This is a genomic window from Pseudomaricurvus hydrocarbonicus, assembly GCF_011602365.1.
GTDB classification, from domain to species: Bacteria; Pseudomonadota; Gammaproteobacteria; order Pseudomonadales; family Cellvibrionaceae; genus Pseudomaricurvus; species Pseudomaricurvus hydrocarbonicus.
Window position 1 is genome coordinate 164,961 of record NZ_JAAONZ010000004.1, and the last position, 18,612, is coordinate 183,572.

The 18,612-nt window shown below is 51.0% G+C and carries 14 protein-coding genes; 7 read left to right on the forward strand and 7 right to left on the reverse strand.

Features of this window, described 5'->3' with window-relative positions; translation table 11 throughout:
• Positions 1 to 53: 53 nt before the first annotated feature.
• Entirely contained in the window at positions 54 to 869 is an 816-nt protein-coding gene (gene nudC, locus G8770_RS07365) for an NAD(+) diphosphatase (RefSeq protein WP_167184100.1), read from the reverse strand.
• Positions 870 to 941: 72 nt separating this feature from the next.
• Positions 942 to 2,657, reverse strand: a complete 1,716-nt coding sequence (locus G8770_RS07370) for a FimL-related protein (RefSeq protein ID WP_167184103.1) — start codon at positions 2,655 to 2,657, stop codon at positions 942 to 944.
• A gap of 411 nt (positions 2,658 to 3,068) precedes the next feature.
• Between G8770_RS07370 and nhaB the strand changes: the two genes are divergently transcribed.
• Positions 3,069 to 4,574, forward strand: a complete 1,506-nt coding sequence (nhaB, locus tag G8770_RS07375) for a sodium/proton antiporter NhaB (protein ID WP_167184106.1) — start codon at positions 3,069 to 3,071, stop codon at positions 4,572 to 4,574.
• A gap of 352 nt (positions 4,575 to 4,926) precedes the next feature.
• Here the strand turns inward: nhaB and dnaQ are convergent, their stop codons facing one another.
• The 3 genes from dnaQ to G8770_RS07390 all read right to left on the reverse strand — a co-directional run bounded on the left by dnaQ (position 4,927) and on the right by G8770_RS07390 (position 7,019).
• Complete coding sequence (dnaQ, locus tag G8770_RS07380; RefSeq protein ID WP_167184109.1) at positions 4,927 to 5,631, reverse strand: DNA polymerase III subunit epsilon; 705 nt, start codon at positions 5,629 to 5,631, stop codon at positions 4,927 to 4,929.
• A gap of 108 nt (positions 5,632 to 5,739) precedes the next feature.
• The gene (gene rnhA / locus G8770_RS07385; RefSeq protein ID WP_167184112.1) at positions 5,740 to 6,177 is read right to left on the reverse strand and encodes a ribonuclease HI; all 438 of its coding nucleotides are present in this window, start codon (positions 6,175 to 6,177) and stop codon (positions 5,740 to 5,742) included.
• Positions 6,174 to 7,019 carry a class I SAM-dependent methyltransferase gene (locus tag G8770_RS07390; RefSeq protein WP_167184115.1) on the reverse strand — a complete coding sequence of 282 codons (846 nt, stop codon included), beginning with the start codon at positions 7,017 to 7,019 and terminating at the stop codon, positions 6,174 to 6,176. The genes rnhA and G8770_RS07390 overlap by 4 nt, the downstream gene beginning before the upstream one ends.
• Positions 7,020 to 7,139: 120 nt before the next feature.
• On the opposite strand from G8770_RS07390, the gene gloB reads away from it, so the two are divergent.
• The 6 genes from gloB (at position 7,140) to G8770_RS07420 (ending at position 15,840) form a co-directional block, all read left to right on the forward strand.
• Positions 7,140 to 7,913: a hydroxyacylglutathione hydrolase gene (gloB, locus tag G8770_RS07395; RefSeq protein WP_167184118.1), complete on the forward strand. Its 774-nt coding sequence runs from the start codon at positions 7,140 to 7,142 to the stop codon at positions 7,911 to 7,913.
• Positions 7,914 to 8,043: 130 nt separating this feature from the next.
• Entirely contained in the window at positions 8,044 to 9,672 is a 1,629-nt protein-coding gene (locus G8770_RS07400) for a LysM peptidoglycan-binding domain-containing protein (RefSeq protein WP_167184121.1), read from the forward strand.
• A gap of 574 nt (positions 9,673 to 10,246) precedes the next feature.
• Positions 10,247 to 11,956, forward strand: coding sequence for an extracellular solute-binding protein (locus tag G8770_RS07405; RefSeq protein WP_208022108.1), 1,710 nt, complete (start codon positions 10,247 to 10,249; stop codon positions 11,954 to 11,956).
• Between the two features lie 65 nt (positions 11,957 to 12,021).
• A complete protein-coding gene (locus G8770_RS07410; protein WP_167184128.1) occupies positions 12,022 to 13,101 on the forward strand; it encodes a microcin C ABC transporter permease YejB in 1,080 nt (359 codons plus the stop codon).
• Between the two features lie 25 nt (positions 13,102 to 13,126).
• A complete protein-coding gene (locus tag G8770_RS07415) occupies positions 13,127 to 14,167 on the forward strand; it encodes an ABC transporter permease (RefSeq protein ID WP_167184131.1) in 1,041 nt (346 codons plus the stop codon).
• Complete coding sequence (locus G8770_RS07420) at positions 14,167 to 15,840, forward strand: ABC transporter ATP-binding protein (RefSeq protein ID WP_243760321.1); 1,674 nt, start codon at positions 14,167 to 14,169, stop codon at positions 15,838 to 15,840. The genes G8770_RS07415 and G8770_RS07420 overlap by 1 nt, the downstream gene beginning before the upstream one ends.
• A 164-nt stretch (positions 15,841 to 16,004) precedes the next feature.
• Here the strand turns inward: G8770_RS07420 and G8770_RS07425 are convergent, their stop codons facing one another.
• A complete protein-coding gene (locus tag G8770_RS07425) occupies positions 16,005 to 17,879 on the reverse strand; it encodes a SurA N-terminal domain-containing protein (protein WP_167184134.1) in 1,875 nt (624 codons plus the stop codon).
• A 222-nt stretch (positions 17,880 to 18,101) separates the two neighbouring features.
• Positions 18,102 to 18,374, reverse strand: a complete 273-nt coding sequence (locus G8770_RS07430; RefSeq protein ID WP_167184137.1) for an HU family DNA-binding protein — start codon at positions 18,372 to 18,374, stop codon at positions 18,102 to 18,104.
• Positions 18,375 to 18,612: the final 238 nt, after the last annotated feature.

Here is an 18,612-nt window from a genome sequence, read left to right on the forward strand (position 1 = left end):
ACTGAATTTACCTGAACAGCCAGTGGGTGCGTGTATGTCACCGCTCAAAGGTGTCACAAGGCACTCTTGTGCATTTTCACGAAATGACTAATCAGTTGGCCGGATAAAGAGGCTGCGGGTGGCACTAAAGGCAATTCATCGTAACGGTACCAATTGGCCTCTTCAATTTCGACTCCGTCAACCACAATGTCACCGCTTTGGTATTCCGCCATAAAGCCAATCATCAGCTGCCCGGGAAATGGCCAGGCCTGGCTCCCAAAGTACTCCAGCTTGCCCACTTCAATGCCCACTTCCTCCCTGACTTCACGTCGAAGAGCAGACTCAATGGTCTCGCCGACCTCGATAAAGCCCGCCAGCGCACTGAAAAAGCGTGAGGGAAAGGCTGGGTTATGAGCCAGTAGGCAGTGCTCCCCCCGCGTGACCACCGTGATCACGCAAGGTGACAACCTCGGATAAAACAAGGCGTCACAGCTTTGGCAGTGCTTGGCCATTTCCCGATGATGACTTTCTGTCCGTGAGCCACAGCGACCGCAGAATTGATGATCCCGGTCCCAGTTAACGACTTGCAGGGCCCTGGCGGCCACCTCGTAACTGATCTCATCCAGCAGCCCTAAAAGCTGACGCAAATTCTGCCAGTGATGTTGATGAACGTCAGGCTGTGCTTCAAGAACCACAACATAACAGTCTTTATCAAAATAGCGACCAATGTAATGTTGAGGGGCTTCTAATTGAGGGTTGGCGAAGCGCCAGCTGGACGCGGGAAGAGGCTGCCATCCATACTCCACAGAGCTGAGCAATAACCCGTCGGATATGGGGACATAGCACTTTTCCAGTCCCTCTTGTTGTGGTCTATGGTCTGGGGTAAACATAACACAGCCGCCTTGGTAAAGCGTTGAAAGCCCACATGATTTACTCACTTTAACCGAATGTTGTTAACACGCTCAAACAGGAATAACGCGATGCCCGAGAGCCTGCAGGCTCTCTTCTGCAATGGCCAGAACTGCGTCATCAGCCGACCGGTCAGTTTTGACCGCATCCAGATAGTATTCGAGGCCGATAATTGCGTCAGCAAAGGTCTCCAGTAATTGTTGAATCGCCACTGGTTGGTCATTCACCAGCAGTGTGTCTTCGATGAATTCCACACAGCTGTTGATCACAGCGGCAGCCCGCTGAAGATTGAGGATCGTCATTCCCCCCCTCACGGTGTTCAGTGTAGCGCCCACATTTTTAATGTGGCCGTGATCGTAATTCGAGTCTGCGAACGAGCTCAAGGCTCTTTTGGTCAGCGCCAGCCCGGATTCTGCTTCCTTGATAACCACCATCTCTGCTTCTGCCAGCTGAGACGAAGCGATGACTTCCTGTCTCGCGAGGGAATTGGCTTTTAACAACTTTTCGTCGGTTAAATTGAGCGAATCCAATCCCGTTACCGTGCTTTCTACATACAGCAAGGCATCTGCCAATTCCACCAGTTCCTGCTTATCAGCGGGTCTGTTCGCTTCCTGCCAGGTATCGATGTTCGCCGCCTCTTCTTTCAGCGTGCTGCTCGCAGACGTTAAACCAACCACGGACAGGATGTCAGCGAGTTTGACCATATGAGCGGAAAGCTCTCCATACTCCCCCAGCCCACCGTCACTGGCCTGGGATGAGTTTTCAAGTATCTCTTTGATGCTGCGCAACTCGTCCTTGAGCACCGCCATAACCGATGCCACAGTATTAATGCTGGGCCCCTTGAGGGCTTCTCGTTCATTTCTGAGGTCGGAATCGCTGTAGCCCAGTGGCGGCAAGGCAAAAGCCGAAAGTACTTGTTGTGCCTTTGCTCCGGGTTTGTGTGCCAGTGCGACAATAAACAGCAACTGTTTCATCAAGGCTGCAGGCGGTTGTGCCTCAAGCGCCAGTAACCCTTTATCCTGGAGTACCTTGATTTGGCGATCCAGCAGCGTTAGGCATAATTTACGGGCCTTGCTGATTTCAAGGTTATTGGTGCGCATAGCTTCAAGCGTTGCAGCGCCCAGCCACCAAAGCTGAGCCATCGCCCGCCCGCCTGCGATAATTTCCAGACGCTCCAGGGCGCGCTCCATGATGCCAAGTGCTGAAGGCACCTGCTTGCCCTGGATAGCATTGAGCAAACCAACCTGGAACATGTGTCGGAGCCGGCGAATCAACGCGCTCATCCCCTCAGCATCAAGGGCTGAGCCCGCCGACTTTGGCTTGTAATTGGCTTTGAGGGGGGGGGTAAAGAAGTGACTTTCAGGCAGAGGTGGCTTTTTAGCTTCCTGGCGCAATTCATTAATGTATGGAATCAACAGAACCGGCATGCCGCGACGTGTTTGTTGGGTGTATTCCAGGTATCTGGGCAGGATGAAAAAGGCTCCGGTGATTTTACCCAGGGTACCACTCAGGTCCTGACCGGTCTGAGGCTCAATGGTCTTTGCGAGGCACAAAATCTCTTCGGCCAACAGGTCGGCACCATAAAGCTGGACCAGGTTTAGCGTCCCTCGTATCTGTTCAATGGCATCAATACTGGACTGAAGAAGATCTCCGTTGTCCGGTGTGGCTGCAAACTGTTCAAGTTTATTGGCTGCATGCTCAATGGTTGCAACGAGTTCGTTGCTCACCAGGTTCAGGGAGCTGATATTGACACGTTCATTCTGTAGCACGCATTTATCCTTATTGCTAAATGTGGTGGATCAACCAATCTAGATATCACTACGGTTATACTTGGCTGATCGCGTCCAAGCTGCCTTGAGGGCAGAATGAAACCAAAGTGTTCAAGTTTCAGGCGGTGCCTGACGGGCTCTGGCCCTAAAAGTAATCTGTGACGCCTATAATCTCAAAAAAATGGTTAAATTACAGCGAGATCTTATTGAAATGCTTGAATTTTTTTAGGATCAAGGTAATTTCATGTCCCCTGTATTCATACACACACGCCCTCCACAATAATAACCCCAACGGAGGTAAGCAATGTACGGTGACGCCAGCCTGCATTGCTACCCAATAACACTACGATGAGGTTGCCTGCGACTATACCTTCTACACTAAGGCTGCGGCAGCACTAAGGGACGATGAACATGGCTCACACTTTTTTTGAAGGACTTACCAAGAACTTTCTTGGGCAAGCTCCTAATTGGTACAAACAGGTCATTGTTTGTTTCCTGGTTATCAACCCTATTCTCCTGTATATCCTAGGACCGTTTGTCACAGGTTGGCTGCTGATTGGGGAGTTTATCTTTACCCTGGCGATGGCGCTGAAGTGTTACCCGCTGCAGCCTGGCGGACTTTTGGCCATTCAGGCTGCGATTTTGGGGATGACCAACCCGGAGTCCATATACCATGAGGTCGAGGCTAACCTGGAAGTCATTTTGCTGTTGGTGTTCATGGTGGCCGGCATCTATTTCATGAAGAGCCTGCTGCTGTTCGTCTTCACCAAAATCCTCATCGGTGTACGCTCCAAAGCGCTGCTGTCTTTACTGTTTTGTGTGGTGGCGGCCGTCCTCTCAGCTTTTTTGGACGCCCTGACCGTAACCGCGGTATTGATTACCGTGGCGGTAGGCTTTTACTCGGTCTACCACCAGGTGGCCTCTGGCAAGAACATCCATGTAGGCAATCATGACAGCGCCGATGACCAGCATGTCACAGAGTTCCACCGGGATGACCTGGATGCGTTTCGCGCTTTTTTACGAAGCCTGATTATGCATGGTGCTGTGGGCACAGCTCTGGGTGGGGTATGCACCTTGGTCGGAGAACCACAAAACCTGCTGATTGCTCAAACCGCGGGTTGGAGCTTTGTACAATTTTTCACCATCATGGCCCCCGTTACCATGCCCGTGCTAGTAGCTGGCCTGACCACCTGCTTCCTTCTTGAGAAATTTAAAATTCTTGGCTACGGCGTCGAAATCCCAGATAGTGTTCGTCATGTTTTGGAAGATTTTGCGGCGGCAGAAGAGAGTAAGAGAACCAAACGAGATACCGCTCAATTGGTGGTGCAGGCTTTGGTGGCAATCATTTTGGTTGCCTCACTGGCCCTGCATGTGGCTGAGGTGGGCTTAATTGGCTTGATGATCATTGTTCTTCTTACCGCCTTTAACGGCGTCATCGAAGAGCATCAAATTGGTCACGCTTTCGAAGAAGCGCTGCCCTTCACCGCCTTGCTGGTTGTTTTTTTCGCGGTAGTCGCGGTTATTCACGACCAGCATTTGTTCAGTCCTATCATTCACTATGTCTTATCTCTGGAAGAGTCCATCCAGCCGGCCATGTTCTTTTTAGCCAACGGTGTACTTTCCATGATCAGCGACAACGTATTTGTGGCTACGGTCTACATCAATGAAGTGAAAGATGCCCTGGATGCCGGAGAGATTACCCGTCAGCATTTTGACAAGTTGGCCGTGGCGATCAACACAGGCACCAACCTTCCCAGCGTAGCAACGCCGAACGGTCAGGCGGCCTTCCTGTTTTTGTTGACCTCAGCGTTGGCCCCCCTGATCCGCCTGTCTTATGGCCGTATGGTCATCATGGCGTTGCCATACACTCTGGTTCTGGGCAGTGTTGGTTTATTAATGGTCCTGACGGCGCTTTAACCACGACAGTCAACGTGAGCTGATGCCGTCAGCTCACGTTATACCCCCCCCAAAGCGAGACTAAAGGCTCGCTTTGGGGGTTTGAATTTGGGGTTTATGGTTCAGCAGAATCACCTTGCTACGGTGTGATGAGTGGTTTTTGCCCGGCGTTAACCGTTCATCGCGCTTAAAGCAGCGGGCCCAGCTTGGCTTTTTAAGGGCTTTCCAGGTTTGTTACTGCGGCTCTAACTGCCTGTACGGTGTAACCACGGTTGTAACTAGGTTTTTAACTAGGTTTTTAACTACGGTTTTAACTGCTCTACTTTTTAATGCGGTGTAAACTGCGGCTCCACTGAAGGTCCCAGCGGCGTCCTCAGCTGCGCCAGACACACGCCTCGCCCAACTCCTGTAATTTGAGTTCATGCCGCTCCAGCTCATCTGCGCTGGCCTGGACAACCGGCAGCGGGCGTCGATCCGGGTTGAGGCGTTGTATTCCCCGTATTTGCGCTCCCCCGGAGCTGGCATCCCCGGATTCGGCACCTCCCAATGACAAATTGGTTTGCCCCCCGGTCATCAGCAGGTACACATCCGCTAAAATTTCGGCATCGAGCAGCGCGCCGTGAAGGTCCCTCTGGGAGTTATCGACACCATAGCGCTTACACAGCGCATCAAGGTTGTTCTTTTGCCCTGGGTGCTTTTGTCGAGCCATAACCAGGGTATCGATGACGCCACAGTGTTCGGTAACCGGCTCGTAAGCCGGCTTTAACTTGGCAAATTCATGATTGATGAAACCGATGTCAAATGGCGCGTTATGGATGATGAGATCTGCACCGCGAACAAAGTCCATGAACTCTTGCGCTATTTGGGCAAACACGGGCTTGTCTTTAAGAAATTCATCGCTGATGCCGTGAACTTCCATTGCCCCTTCATCCACCGCTCGATTGGGCTGGATGTACTGGTGGTAATGGCGGCCGGTTAAACGACGATTGACCAACTCAACACAGCCTATTTCAATGATCCGGTGGCCTTGTGACGGCTCCAGACCGGTCGTTTCGGTATCCAGTACAATTTGGCGCATGTCTCTAGTGACTCTCTATTTTGGCGGCTTCGATAAATTCCAGGTGGGTCAGTACCCGGAAGGCGTTTCTGATAAGCCCAAGACGGCTGTTACAGAATCGGATTCAGGTTAGGCACTGATTTTACTGATGCCTCGATTGGCCAGTTCATCGGCGATTTCATTTTCCCGGTGGCCGCTGTGACCCTTGACCCAAAACCAGTGTACCTTGTGACGATTCACCTGAGCATCCAATAAACGCCAAAGGTCTTCATTTTTCACCGGTTTTCGGGCCGACGTTTTCCAGCCATTTTTCTTCCAGCCAGCCATCCATGACATGATGCCCTGCCGCACGTATTGGGAATCTGTAGTCAAATTCACCTCGCAACTTTCCTTTAGAGCCTTCAGGCCTTCAATGGCAGCCATGAGCTCCATGCGGTTATTGGTGGTGTTTGCCTCGCCACCACAGAGTGTGCGCTCAACGTCGCCATAGCGCAGTAAGGCTCCCCAGCCACCAGGACCAGGGTTGCCTTTGCAGGCGCCATCGGTAAACAAGTCTACTTGCTTCACTTCTTTCCTCTTACTTTTTTACATTCAATTCGTTGGCCGACAGCTTCGGGAACTCGGGATGTCGGCTTGCCGAGCACGAGCCCGGCCACCGGGTTAAAGCTGTTCCATAACGGTTTCGTGGGAATCATAGAGACCCGGTCTTTTCTGGCCAGCAATACATAAAAACCGCCAAAAGGCAGCTTTAGGCGGCTGCAGATTTTTTCCCAAAAACTGAACTTTTCAAGCAAGCCGGCATGATTTATCGGTAAACGATAGAAGCCTTTTTGCAAGTCCACAGGCTCACAATCGAGTAAATGCAGCCAGTCCATGACTCGCCCGGGTCTCAGCGAGCGCCGACGCCAGAAGCTGCCCGCCCCCACCCATTGAGCCACTATTTTATAGGCTCCCTGAAGGCTCCAGGGGTTAAAGCCTACAATCACAAGGTGCCCCCGGGAAATCAATACCCTGTTGGCCTCTCTTAAAACTTGGTGCGGTTTGGTCGAGTATTCCAGCACATGGTGCAGAATCACTACATCAATGGATTCAGGCGCAAGTGGCAGTGCCTCAAATTCCGCCAACGCCCCCGCGTCAAAGCCCGCAACCGGGGTGATGCGAAATTTGTGGTTGATGCGGCTACTATCGCTCAATTGCAGTTGATCAAAACAGCTCATTTCCAGCAGGTGGTAGCCAAACAACTCACCCAGCAGACTGCCCATCACGTCTTTTTGTTCGGTAAAGATCGCCTGAGCCAATGGCGTTTTCTCCCAGCCCTGTAACGACGTCATCGTCACAGCCGAAGATCGCGGTCCGTGGCGCATTTCTGCCCAGCGCTTGATCTTGGATAACCCATCAAGCAATGCCATAAATCCCTCTCATCTCGTCTGTCCTGCTGCCCAAATGGCCACAATGTGATCAACGATTATGCATTCAGCGATTGGATTCTGTATTATGCCGGTATCCACTCAAAAGCTCTACGAGACCTTATGCTTAAAATCATTCCGGTACCCGCCTTCAATGATAATTACCTTTGGCTGTTCCATCGCTCTGGCAGCAATCGGGCTTATGTGGTGGATCCCGGGGATGCGCGCCCGGTTGAACAAGCGCTTGAACATTATGGTCTTGAGCTGGTCGGGATGTTGATCACCCACCATCATGCTGACCACACCGGCGGTATTGACGCTCTGCAGAAAGGCCGCAACATCCCGGTGTATGGCCCTCATTCCGCCAACATCGATAACGTCACTCAGCCATTGAGCGAAGGCGATCGGCTCTCACTGAAAGACGATATAAGCTTCGAAGTGCTGGAGGTTCCGGGGCATACATTGGACCATATTGCCTTTCATTGCCCGGATGAAGCTGTACTGTTCTGTGGTGACACCTTGTTTGCGGGAGGTTGTGGCCGTATGTTTGAGGGCGAACCAAAGCAAATGCAGGCCTCTCTGGCCAAATTGGCGCACTTACCCCCCCAAACCCGAGTGTTCTGCGCCCATGAATATACCCAATCGAACCTGGCCTTTGCCCAGGCCGTAGAACCTCTCAATGAGGCGCTGAAGAATCGAGTTGAGGAGACACTCAACAAGCGAGCGCAGGGACTGGCGACGGTCCCCTCCCTGCTGCAACAGGAATTGGCCAGCAATCCGTTTTTACGGGTATCAGAAGTCAGTGTGATCGATGCCGCAAAAAAACACAGCAACCGTGAAGTCACTGAACCCTGGGAAGTTTTTGCAGTCTTGAGAGGTTGGAAAGATAATTTTTAATTAAGAGTTGCTCTTTTTATAACCTGAGTGGATAACCTGAACGCACTGGCCAATTATTGACCACAAGGGCATGCGTCCGTAGAATCCCCTCTTTCGCCCTATCATTTCGATATCAAAACAACGTGCCCTTATGCTAAACAGAAGTAACCTACCCCTGATTGCCTGCGCCCTATTACTGGCTGGCTGCAATCAATCGACCTCCGTTAAAAATCTGGACACAGATTCAAATTACACCTCAGACGATCGTATTGATTGGGTCCAGGCCGATCGAGTGTGCCAGAACGATGTAGACCCCTCTCAATCGGGGTTAGGCCATCAAGATTACACCGGGCCCGACTATTCCAACCTTTGGAATCGCATCCGAAGCGGTTACCAGCTATCGGACTATGACAATGATCGGGTAAATACCCACCTTCGTTGGTATGCCCGCCACACCGATTACATTGAGCGTGTGACTCAGCGTGGCAATATTTACCTGTACCATATCGTTAAAGAGCTGGAAGCCAGAGGCATGCCGATGGAGCTGGCCCTTCTGCCCATCGTTGAAAGTGCGTTTGACCCGTTTGCCTATTCACACGGCAGAGCTGCAGGTATGTGGCAGTTCATTCCGGGCACCGGCAAGGCCTTCGGGCTGAAACAAAACTGGTGGTACGATGGCCGCCGGGACGTTATTGCTTCAACCGATGCGGCTATTAATTATCTGTCGAGCCTGAGCAAGCGATTTGACGATGACTGGCTGCTGGCAATGGCCGCGTACAACAGTGGCGGTGGCAATGTGAACAAGGCTATCCGTAAAAACAAAAAGGCCGGTAAACCCGTTGATTACTGGTCACTGGATCTTCCCCGGGAGACCCAGAATTATATCCCCAAACTGATTGCTCTCAGTAAAATCATCAAAGACCCGGAACATTACAAGGTCAAGCTGGCCCCCATTCCCAATCAGCCGTTCTTTGAATCGGTTGATACGGGCTCCCAAATTGATCTGGCTCAGGCGGCCAATCTGGCGGACATGCACCTGGATGACCTTTACAAACTCAATCCGGGTTTCAACCGTTGGGCAACGGATCCTGAAGGCCCTCATCGTCTGCTGGTGCCGGTTGAAAAAGCAGACAGCTTTCGCTCACAACTTGCCAAATTACCCGCAAACTCACGGATAGCCTGGGAGCGTTACAAGATTCAGTCAGGCGACTCTCTGTTGGCCATTGCTCGCAGGCACCATACGACGGTTGATGTGCTCAGAGAACACAACAACATTCGCGGTAACCTGATTCGCAAAGGGCAAATGCTGCTGATCCCCAAATCCAGCTTATCCGCTCAGGAATATGCGCAAACCCAAAGTCAGCGCCTGTCACGCACACAAGCTAACTCCAAGGGTAAAAGCGGTACCCGTAAGGTGAATTATGTCGTGAAAAGCGGTGATTCCCTGTGGAGTATTGCCCGCCGCCACAAGGTGCAAACCGGTCAGCTCGCCAAGTGGAACGGCATGGCCCCCAAAGACACGCTGAAGGTCAATCAAAAACTCGTGATCTGGACTCCAGGTCAACAGCTGGCGCAGGCAGGAAGTTCTTCTTCCCGGGACAATGCGGTCGTTCGCAAGGTGTCTTACCGTGTGCGCGCTGGAGATTCTCTGGCCCGTATCGCGGGTAAGTTTAACCTGTCCGTCAATGACATTGTGAAGTGGAACCCGGTGAAGAAATCCGGTTACATTCACCCGGGACAATCTCTGACGTTATTCGTGGACGTTACCCGAACCAATTGATCGCACTAACGCCACCGGCTGACTTTCTCATGAACGGTTTGCGCCATGAGAAAGTCAACGTGGCCGTTGTGTCTTCGCTTAAGCGATCCCGATGACGGCGTCACTGTGATCGCCCCCGGCGCCTCTCACAACCTGAAACACAACCGGCAACTCATCCTTTCACCCCGTCCTCATCCACCGACTGCGGTCACCCCAAAAACCTCACGGTGACTCGCTGCACCGAACTCCCGAAGTACCCAGGCATCCCGCATAATGGCATAAGTCGATTGGAATTTGGGATAAAAATACGTAATCTAGGGTCTATAATGACCACAGGTTATTAATGGCCAGAGATATCCCCAACATTGGAATGATTATGCCCCAACAAGGATTTAGTACTCAGAAGACTGCTTCTTTCCGACCACTAACTCATCTGCCAGGTCGCACCTTCCAGAAGGTGACCCAGAATTTTATCAACCAGGCCCGGTGTTACGGCGCCCTGTCAGTCTTGAGCTGTGTTTTGCTCCTGTCAGGCACGCTTGCCGTCAGCACAGCAGCGCATGCATCCACAGTCATCAAGGCACATGCCATTGCGATGCACGACCAGCCCAAATACGGCCCCGATTTTGATCACTTCGAGTATGTTTCACCGAACGCGCCCAAAGGCGGGAGCGTCAAACTCTACAGCATAGGCACTTTTGACAGCCTTAATGGATTTGTCGCCAAGGGTAACCCTGCAGACCAGCTGGGGTTGATCTACGACACCCTGACCGTCAGCTCAGCCGATGAGCCTTTTACCCAGTACGGTTTGCTGGCCAAAACCATGGAGTACCCCGAGGACCGCTCGTGGATCATTTATCACCTGGACCCGCAAGCGCGCTTTCACGATGGTAAGCCAGTCACCGCAGAAGATGTGGCCTATACCTTCGAATTGCTCACGGAAAAAGGCAACCCTTTCTACAGCTTCTACTATGCGGACATCATTGATACACAGGTCCTGGATCCACTGAGCATTAAATTCACCTTTAAAGAGAACGCCAGCCACGAAACGGTGCTGATTACCGGGCAGCTGCCGGTGCTGCCCAAACACTTTTGGCAGGACAAGGATTTTGAAAACGCCAACTTGTTACCCCCCTTGGGCAGTGGTCCCTACAAAGTGTCCAAGGTTGATCCCGGCCGCTCTATAAGCTACGAGCGCGTCAAAGACTACTGGGGTATAAACCGCCCGACGCAAAAAGGGTCTTATAACTTCGATACCATAAAAGTGGACTATTACCGTGACGATGTGGTGGCTCTAGAGGCCTTTAAGGCCGGAGAGTATGACTTCCGCTTCGAACGGGTTTCAAAATTATGGGCCACTGCCTATAACAGCAATGCCCTTAGCGATGGGAGAATGATCAAGCGGGAAATTCCGCATAACAACCCCACCGGCATGCAGGCTTATGCCTTCAACCTGAGAAACCCCTTGTTTCAGGACGCCACCCTGCGTCAGGCGATTGGACTCGCGTTCGATTTTGAGTGGACCAATAAAAACCTGTTTTATGGTGCCTATAAACGAACCAACAGTTTCTTTGCCAACTCGGATCTGCAGTCTACCGGCTTGCCCTCGGAGTCAGAATTAAAATTACTACAGCCTTTCCGGGAGCAGTTGCCCGACAGTGTGTTTACCGAGACTTATGCATCGCCGGTATCCACTGATGAGCGAAATCGTAAAAATCTCAGAAGCGCACAAAAGCTACTGCGCACGGCGGGCTACAAAGTGGTCAGCAACCAGTTGATCAGCCCTCAAACTGGCCGGCCTGTCGAATTTGAAATTCTTCTTTACGATGATTCGTTTGAAAGGATTGCCAATCCATTCATACAAAACCTCAAAAAACTGGGCATTCAGGCAAACATACGTAAAGTCGATACCTCACAATACATCAACCGTCGCAGGACGTTTGATTTCGACATGATCAACCACGTATTTCCCCAGTCACTGAGCCCCGGCAACGAACAGCGGGACTTCTGGAGCTCTGAAGCTGCCAGCACACCAGGCAGCCGGAATATCATTGGCGTCTCTAACCCGGTCGTAGACGCTCTGGTCAGCGAAGTTATTGAGGCCAAAACCCGTGCGGACTTGCTGACAGCAACCCATGCTCTGGATCGTGTACTGTTAAATATGCATTACGTGATTCCCCAGTGGTACACCAACACTCACAGAGTTGCCTATTGGGATAAATTTGGACAACCCGCAGTATCGCCAATTTATGACCCGGGTTATCAAACCGGCTTTATGACCTGGTGGGTCAGGCCAACCCCTTAACAAATCTGCGGCATTACCCGAAATCGTGATAAAAAAACAAACCTAAAGGCACCCCAAACGCGTCTATGACAAATTATATTCTCCGCCGTTTGTTGCTGATGATCCCCACTCTGCTGGGAATCATGATCATTAATTTTTTGATTGTTCAGTCGGCCCCTGGTGGTCCGGTTGAACAAATGATCTTTCAACTGGAAAGCCATGAAGGCACAACCGCGTCCGGATTGGGCGGGGGAGGCAGTGAAGCGGGTTCATCGGGAGGTGCTAAATACCGTGGCGCGCAAGGCCTACCCCCCGAAGTCATCGCCAAAATTGAAGCGATGTATGGCTTTGACAAGCCCCCGCTACAGCGCTTCTGGGAAATGCTGGTGAACTATTCCCAGTTCCAGTTTGGCGATAGTTTTTTTAGAAACACCAGTGTATTGACTCTGATCGTTGAAAAAATGCCCGTATCGATTTCTCTGGGGCTGTGGAGCACGTTAATTATTTATTTGATCTCGATACCCTTGGGCATACAAAAAGCCGTTAAACATGGTTCGCGCTTTGATGTTTGGAGTAGCGCCACCATTATTATCGGCTACGCGATTCCCGGCTTCTTATTTGCCATTATTTTGATCGTACTGTTTGCCGGCGGGAGCTATTGGGATGTCTTCCCCTTAAGAGGGCTGACGTCATCGAATTTCGATAGTTTATCGCTGCTCGGTAAAATCAAAGATTATTTCTGGCATCTGACCCTGCCTCTGCTGGCATACACCATTGGTGGGTTTGCCACCTTAACCATGCTGACAAAGAACTCATTTCTGGACGAAATCAATAAACAATACGTGCAAACTGCCAGAGCCAAAGGGCTGTCTGAATCCAAAGTGTTATACGGCCACGTATTTCGCAATGCGATGCTGATTATCATCTCAGGCTTTCCGGCAGCCTTCATTGGCATTTTTTTCACCGGCTCACTTTTGATTGAAGTGATTTTTTCCCTGGACGGTTTAGGCCTTTTGGCGTTTGAATCGGTTCAAACCCGAGACTACCCGGTTATTTTCGGAACCCTGTTCATTTTCACCCTGATTGGCCTCTTCGTAAAACTGCTTTCAGACCTGGCCTATGTCGCGGTGGACCCCAGAATTAATTTTGAGACTCAGGACGTTTAATGGTGATGAAATTCGGTAGCGCGCAATGAACTCCTTGAAACAGAGACTTAACCCCATTAATCAGCGGCGCTTGGGCATGTTTTTCTCCAACCCTCGCGCCAAATGGAGCTTGTGGATTTTCCTGGTACTGTTCACGGCTTCGTTGTTTTCTGAATTTATTGCCAACAACAAGCCTGTTCTGGTGTTTTATGACGGCGGTATTTACTCACCGATCCTGACATCGTACTCCGAGACAACATTTGGTGGTGACTTCGAAACGGAAGCAGACTATTCAGATGAATATGTTATCGAACTGATCAATGAAAAAGGTTGGGCCATTTGGCCCCCGATTCCCTACAGTTATGACACTCATATTTCCGGCCTGGAGCACCCTGCCCCTTCCCCTCCGACCTCAAAGAACTGGTTGGGCACCGACGATCAGGCTCGCGATGTTGTCGCCCGTGTGATCTATGGATTTCGAATTTCGATTTTATTTGCCCTCACCTTGACCATCGGAAGCTGCATTGTGGGGGTCTTTGTCGGTGCGGTACAGGGCTACTTCGGCGGCAAGATCGATTTGGTCGGACAGCGATTTTTGGAGATTTGGGGCGGGCTGCCGGTATTGTTTCTGTTGATTATTATGGCCAACATTGTAACCCCCAGCTTCTGGTGGTTACTCGCCATCATGCTGCTCTTTAACTGGACCGCGCTGGTGGATGTCGTTAGGGCTGAATTTCTGCGCGGTCGAAATCTCGATTATGTGCGAGCGGCAAAAGCACTGGGAGTGCCCGATAATAAAATCATGGCACGGCATATTTTGCCAAACGCCATGGTTGCCACCGTCACCCTGGTGCCGTTCTTGCTGGCGGGTGCCGTAACAACCCTGACCTCGCTGGACTTTCTCGGTTTCGGAATGCCCCCTGGGTCCCCCTCTCTCGGTGAGCTGGTCGCCCAGGGCAAAGGTAACCTGCAGGCCCCCTGGCTGGCGCTGACGGCGTTTACCGTGCTAGCCGCACTGCTGACGCTCCTGGTCTTTATCGGCGAGGGAGTCAGAGATGCTTTCGATCCCCGCCTGGTCACACGCTAATGAACAGTAAATTAATGACAACACCCGCTATTCCACAACCCAGCCTTTCGGGGGCCTCGGAACCCTCGGCTCTGGCAGGCACAAAGACACCGCTGTTATCAGTAAAAGATTTGTCAGTTGCCTTCCGTCAGGGTGACGAGATCTCAGAGGTGGTCGATAAAATCAGTTTTGAAATTCATCGCGGAGAAACCCTTGCCCTGGTGGGTGAGTCAGGCTCAGGCAAGTCCATGACCGCACTGTCCATCCTCAAGCTGCTGCCCTACCCAATGGCATTCCACCCCAGCGGCGAAGTGTGGTTTGAATCGGAAAATTTATTGCGATTCAGTCAAAGCCAAATGCAACGCATACGGGGCAATAGGATCGGGATGATTTTTCAGGAGCCCATGACGGCCCTTAACCCGCTGCACACCATAGAAAAACAAATCGGTGAGGTTATTTGCCAGCATCGTGGTATTAAGCTTAGGCAGGCGCGCCCTCTCATTCTCAACCTGCTTGCCAAAGTCCAGATCCCCAACGCAGAAAGCCGTCTTAAATCTTACCCTCATGAACTTTCTGGCGGCCAGCGACAGCGAATCATGATAGCGATGGCGCTGGCTAATGAACCCGACATTTTGATTGCCGATGAACCCACCACAGCGCTGGACGTGACGGTCCAAAAAGAAATTTTACAACTGCTCAAAAAACTGCAGCGTGATGAGGAATTGGGTCTATTGCTGATTACGCATGATTTGAATGTGGTCAAGCATATGGCTCAAAAAGTGATTGTGATGCAGCGAGGACGAGCCGTAGAAACGGCCGACTGCAGCCTTATTTTTACCAAGCCCGCTCATGAATATACCCGCAAGCTGCTTTTGGGCAAACCTCAGGGCAGGCCCGTGGAAATCAGCTCGGACACCCCTGAGCTGCTTAGCACCAAGCAATTGTGTGTCTCATTCACAACCCAAAAAAGTGTCTTTGGTCGACCGCTAAAGCAGTTTCACGCAGTTAAGAACGCCAACATTTGCATCGAATCGGGTAAAACCCTGGGGATTGTCGGGGAAAGTGGATCGGGTAAATCGACGTTGGCCTTGGCCATTTTACGTTTATTAAAATCAACTGGTGAGATCAACTTCAAAGGCAGTTTGATTTCTGAGATAAGGGAAAGTAATTTGCGCGCAATGCGCAAGGATTTTCAGGTGGTGTTTCAGGACCCTTTCGCCAGTTTGAGCCCTCGCATGACCGCGGCTGAAATTATTCAGGAAGGCCTGAATGTTCACTCCAAGCTTTCGGCTGAAGAACGTGCGCAGCGTGTCGGCGATGTGATGAATGAAGTGGGCCTGGAAGTGAGCATGCAAAACCGTTACCCGCATGAATTTTCCGGAGGTCAGCGCCAAAGGATCGCCATTGCCAGAGCCCTCATTCTAAACCCTTCGCTATTGATTCTGGATGAGCCAACCTCTGCTTTGGACAAAACCGTTCAGGTTCAGGTGGTTGATCTGCTGAGAAATCTGCAGCGTCACCGCCATTTGACCTATATCTTCATCAGTCATGACCTTCAGGTGGTGAAGGCCTTAAGCCATAAAATCATCGTGATGAAAGATGGTGAGATTGTCGAGCAAGGTGATGCCGAACAGGTATTGACCCGCCCAAGGGAGCCCTATACTCAGGAGTTGATGGCCGCCAGTCTAGGATAAACGCGCCAGAGTCAGACAAAATACCACTGTGCCAGCATTAAAAAAGGCCTTGAGACAATGTCTTAAGGCCTTTTCAGTCGGAGCGATCAGTCAGAACCGTCTATTTTGTTGAAACGCATCGCCTGACTTGATCCAGTGAGCACTTCAGTGCTGTCCCGCAAGATTTAATAAATTTCGATATCCGCCGATTCATTGAGCGCCTTTTGATAGGTTGCCAACTCTTGCCCCCCCAGCTCCTGCGACAGACGCTGCTTCAAGGCCAGAAGCTGAGCCTGATCCATGTCTGGCAAAGTGCCGGGTTTAACAACCGTCAGCTGCGCAACCACCACGTCACCATTTTGCAAAGGTAACGAGGTGTTGACGGCGTCAGATGGCTGCGGCTTGGGCAGATTAAACAGGTGAGCCAGTAATTCGCGATCGATATTCTGATCGTTGCGACGGGCATCCGCTTTGACTTGCCAGTCAAGCCCTAGGTCGGATGCCAAGGCTTCCAGCTGACTGCCCTGGTTTAATTTTGCCAGCAACTCGTTAGCCTGATCGTTCAGGATTACGGCGACTTTGTCACGCGTTACAATGTCTTTAACCTCATCCTGAACTTCATCAAGCGGCTTTACTTCCGCTTCGTGGTGTTCTTTCAGCTTGACCACCACAACATGATTATCTGAAATCTCAATAACCGGACTGGCAAGCCCTTCGTGCAACACATCATCACTGAACACCTCAGCCAGCACCTGGTTGTTTGAGAGAAGTCCAGGGCCACCACGACGACCAAATAACTTTGAAGTTTTGACCTCCAGCCCCAAGCTGTCAGCCGCATCTTTCAGGCTGGCAGTGTTGTAGGTCGCGTCAGGCAGTTCGTCTAAAATCTCAACAAAGGTGGATTCTGCAGAAGCGCGGGCAAGATGCTCTTCGATCCCTGAGCGTGCTTCCTCAAAAGTTGGGGGCTGTCCCTCTTCTATCGCCAACAGCTTGATAAAGTGGGTGCCTGCGTCCGTTTCTACCGGACCGGATACTTCACCAACACTCAGTTCAGCCAACGCCGTTTCAAAAGACTGGGGGAAACTGGATCCGTCCGTGGTACCCACATCACCACCACTGTTGCTCGAGCCAATGTCGTCGGATAAATCCTTGGCAATGGCAGAAAAGTCATCCCCCGCTTTGAGGCGCTCTGCCACAGTTGCTATTTTTGCTTCGGCCCCGTCGCCGCTTTCAATCAAAATATGGGCGGCGTGGCGCTGTATGGAGGCTTCAAAATTGGCAACCTCTTGCTCGTACTGGGCCTTCACTACCTCAGGGTCCACATCTTTTTGGGCCGCGAGATTATCCAGACTCAGTTCAATGTATTCCACAGACACCTGCTCGGGGCGCATAAACTGAGCTTGATGATCGTCGTAATAAGCTGAGATTTCATCGTCGGAGACAGTCACTTGCTGGGCTGCCGTCTCATAAGGCAGCGTGACATAGTAGAAACTGCGAGTCTGCTGAGTAATGGCGGTCAGAGCCTTAAGATCGCCTTCGGTGGCGAAAGCACTGGCATTGAGGCCACTGGCGTGCTGATTCACCAACAGATCTTCCACCAGTACTTTCTTATAACTGGCCGGCGTATAACCCATGTTGCGCAACAGCAAGGTGTATAGCTCAGCATTGAACACACCGTCCTGCTGAAACTGCGGAGTATTGATGATTATTTGATTAATGTCGGCGTCACTGATAGCCATACCACCGTCTTCGGCAGCCTGCTTCAAAAGCTCCCGGTTCATGAGACGGGTCAGTACCGGTGGACGCAACTGCTCGTCGCTGATCAGGTCCGCTGGTGCCTGCTCGCCAAAACGCTCTAAAAGCTGTTGCTTTTGAATTCTGACAGCCCGGGTCAACTCCATTTCGGAAATGGCTTCTCCGTTCACTTCTGCAGCTTTGCCCGCGCTAGTGTCTTGCAAAAATAACGAATCAATACCAAACAACGCGAATGGCACAATCATCAGGCCAACGATAAACACCGCCATAGTGCCTTTGAGATTGTCCCGGAATGTCTGAAGCATAAAAGACCTCTATCGGTAGTCCAGCGACTGAGATGCAGCCGACGATGTATTAAATTAAATCCAGGTGATTGAATCACCGCATATAAGAAAAAAGGCGCATCAATGATGCGCCTTTTAAAAACTCTTTACTGCTATATTTTGAAACTTGTCGTATTTTTTACGTTGAGTCTCAACAGTGAAACAGTCGAGCTGCAGGAATGCTTTCCCGCCGGACGCGTTAAATCAGTTAACGGCGTCTTTCAGAGCCTTACCTGCTTTGAAGCTAGGAATTTTGGCTGCAGCAATTTGGATTGGGTCACCAGTCTGAGGGTTGCGACCTGTGCGAGCAGCACGGTCCTTCACAGAAAATGTACCGAAACCGACTAATACAACCTGATCATCAGCTTTTAAAGCACCAGTAACAGCTTCGATCATGGCGTCAACGGCGCGGCCTGCTGCAGCTTTTGGAATGTCAGCAGAAGCGGCAACCGCCTCAATCAGCTCAGATTTATTCACACTAAACCCCTTTTATTCGGATTAAATCAAGTAAGGAAATGTACAGGATCAATAAAGAAAAGAATTAACTCTTCCTCCCTTGACCGCAATCTTGCCCATGCAAGGAATAACGATTTATACCAATTGGGCTGAACACGGTCAAGGTAAGTTTCGTAGATTTAAGCGGCATTGCAGATTACTGCTCAGTTTCCACACAACTCGTATGAAAACCACGCCAGCCAAGGGCTGGCGCTATTTT